Source organism: Paenibacillus sp. 598K, assembly GCF_003851045.1.
Classification (GTDB): domain Bacteria; phylum Bacillota; class Bacilli; order Paenibacillales; family Paenibacillaceae; genus Paenibacillus_D.
This window is the reverse complement of sequence record NZ_BFBX01000120.1, coordinates 28,190-30,875: the sequence shown is the minus strand read 5'-3', so window position 1 is coordinate 30,875 and position 2,686 is coordinate 28,190. Positions and strand designations below refer to the sequence as shown.

Annotated in this window: 1 protein-coding gene and 1 pseudogene; both read right to left on the bottom strand. The window is 57.4% G+C overall.

Translation table 11 applies throughout. The features are described from left to right. Positions 1-338: 338 nt before the first annotated feature. Positions 339-2,351 (bottom strand): NAD-dependent DNA ligase LigA, encoded by a 2,013-nt coding sequence (gene ligA, locus PA598K_RS28680; protein ID WP_128660226.1) that lies wholly within the window; start codon positions 2,349-2,351, stop codon positions 339-341. Positions 2,352-2,382: 31 nt separating this feature from the next. Continuing rightward, positions 2,383-2,686, bottom strand: a pseudogene (locus PA598K_RS36640) (ATP-dependent DNA helicase PcrA); the annotation flags it as partial.

The following is a 2,686-nucleotide window of genomic DNA, read 5'->3' as shown; positions in this document are numbered from 1 at the left end:
CATTCCTTGCTGGTATTGCTTATGGTTTGGATCGACGCGATCCATTTGTTCAGTTTTCAAAGAACTTGATTGTCTGTCACGTTTGCGGTGACAAGATCATATGTTACCAGCTTTCAAACCAGATGTCAACAGTTTGTTTTATCTTTTTTCTTTTGCTGCGATTTCTCGTAGAAAGAGAAGGTTTAAAAGCGACATCTAGTAATTTACCACAGCCCAAAGAAGATATCAAGTCCCTTCGTCATATTTTTTGCCAGCACCCGCAAAATCGTCGGCATTCGAACTTCTATCGACAGCAAAACGCAGCGACCGACGTCGCTGCGCTATATAGAAAGAAAAGACTATTGGTTGAGCATGGCAATGAATTGATCCTCGTCCTCAATGACCGTTACGCCCAGGTCTCTGGCTTTGACAAGCTTGCTGCCCGCGCTCTCGCCGGCGATCACGAAGTCGGTTTTTTTGGACACGCTGCCCGACACCTTGGCCCCGAGCGTCTCGAGTCGCTTGGCCGCCTCATCTCGCGTCATCTGCTGCAGCGTCCCTGTCAATACGACAGTTTTGCCGGAGAATATACTGTCTTCTCTCGCTTCGACCCGCTGCTCAGCCTCTGCCTTGACGCCAAGCCGGCGCATCCGCTCGATGCTTTCCCGAATGACAGGATCGGCGAAAAACGTGACGATGCTCTCGGCGACAATCGCCCCGATATCCGGCAACTCCACAAGTTCCTCCGCTGTGGCCGACATGATCGCATCGAGCTGCCGGTAATGATCCGCTAGCATGCGTGTCGTTGCCTTGCCCGTATTGGGAATGCCAAGCGCGTACAGGAATGATGCCAGCTCCCGCTCCTTGGAGGTTTCGATCGCCGCCAGCAGCTTGTTTGCCTTCTTCTCTCCGAATCGCTCCAGCCCGATCAGATCGTCAAAGCTCAGCTCGTACAGATCGGCTGGGTCCCGCACCTCTCGCTCGGCATAGAGCTGCTCTGCCGTCATAATGCTGAAGGTGTCGATATCCATCGCGTCCCGCGAAGCGAAATGAGTGATCCGGCCCACCGTCTGCGGACGGCATGCGAGCTTGTTGTTGCAGAACAGATGCGCGCCCCGCTCCTCCAGAGGCGTCCCGCAGGAAGGACAAGTGTCCGGAAACGGAATCTCTTCGCCGATCTCCTCATCTGCCTTGCCCAGTATTTCCGGGATGACATCATTGGAGCGACGAATGAAGACGCGCGTGCCGAGCGCATGCTTCAGATTTTTGCGTTCGATGTCGCCTCGATTGTTCAACGTGCAGTTTTGTACCGTGACGCCTGCAAGCTCGACCGGTTGCACCCGGGCCACCGGCGTAATCTTGCCCGTCCGGCCTACCTCCCAGTTGACCGATTCGAGGATGGTCGTCGTCTCCTCCGCCTCGAACTTGTATGCGATCGCCCAGCGCGGGAATTTGTCCGTATAGCCCAGCGCATCCCGGGTCCGGACATCCGTCACCTTGACCACGGCCCCGTCGATCAGAAAATCCAGCTCTGCCCGATTAAGCGCCAGTTGCTCCAGCTCCGCCTGCACTTCATGGATATCAGAGAAGTAGACGAGGTAAGGATTGACCTTGAACTGGTTGTTGCGCAGGAACTGGACCATCTCCTGATGGCTCCCGAAGCTGACGCCATCCGCGTAGCCGACATGATAAAAAAACGCGCTCAGCTTGCGCTCCGCGGTTGCGCGCGGGTTCAAGTTGCGCAAGGCGCCGGCGGCGGCATTGCGGGCATTTTTGAGCGGCTCGGCCGCAGTCTGATTGTACGCCTCGAGCACCGAAAGATGCATGATCCCCTCGCCTTGCACCTCGATCGTGCCATTGTCAAAAGGAATGCGCAGCGGGATCGAACGGATCGTCTTCACCTGAGCGAGGATGCCTTCGCCGACCGTACCGTTGCCCCGAGTCGCAGCCTGCACCAGCTCCCCGTCCCGGTACGTCAGATTCAGCGTCAGTCCGTCAAACTTAAGCTCGACCACATAGGTCGGATCAGGCAATGGCTCCTCGTCCGGATGCTTGGCATTATAGTCCGCAACAGCCTTGCGGACGCGCTGATTCCAGGCCTCGAGACTCTCGATGTTCTGCGCCTTGTCGAGGCTCCACAGTCTCGCCAGATGACGATGCGGCTCAAATCCGGCCAGCAGCTCGCCGCCGACCCGGGTAGTTGGAGAATGCGGCAAAACGACGCTATGCTCCGTTTCAAGCGCCGTTAATTCATCATAGAGGGCATTGTATTCCTGATCGCTGATGATCGGGTTGTCCAACGTATAATAGTGATAATTGTACTGATTCAACAGCGTTATCAGCTCTTCCATCCGGTGCAGCACAGCTTCCATAAGGATCGTCCTCTCGGGTCATAATGGATAATTACAACTTGGTAACGGGAGCAAAGGCGGCCAGCAGCCGTTTCACGCCAACGGGGGCAGGGAAAGCGATCTGCAGCTCCATGTCGTTGCCCTCGCCCTTGACGGATACGATCGTGCCGGTGCCCCACTTGCCGTGCGACACCTTGTCGCCGACGCTGAAGCTGCCGCCTGCCGCACTGGCCGCACCGCCGCTCACCGCCGCTCCCCCGGTCGTCACACGCACAGAGCCGCCGCTTGGCGCGGCGCTCGCTCCGCCGAAGCCGGGACGACTGCCCGTCGTCGCAGGCGCGCCCGCGCGAGGCCCC

What these genes read in the sequence shown, in the direction of transcription:
- ligA (WP_128660226.1), bottom strand. Translation starts at nt 2,351, where the DNA reads ATGGAAGCTGTGCTGCACCGGATGGAAGAGCTGATAACGCTGTTGAAT.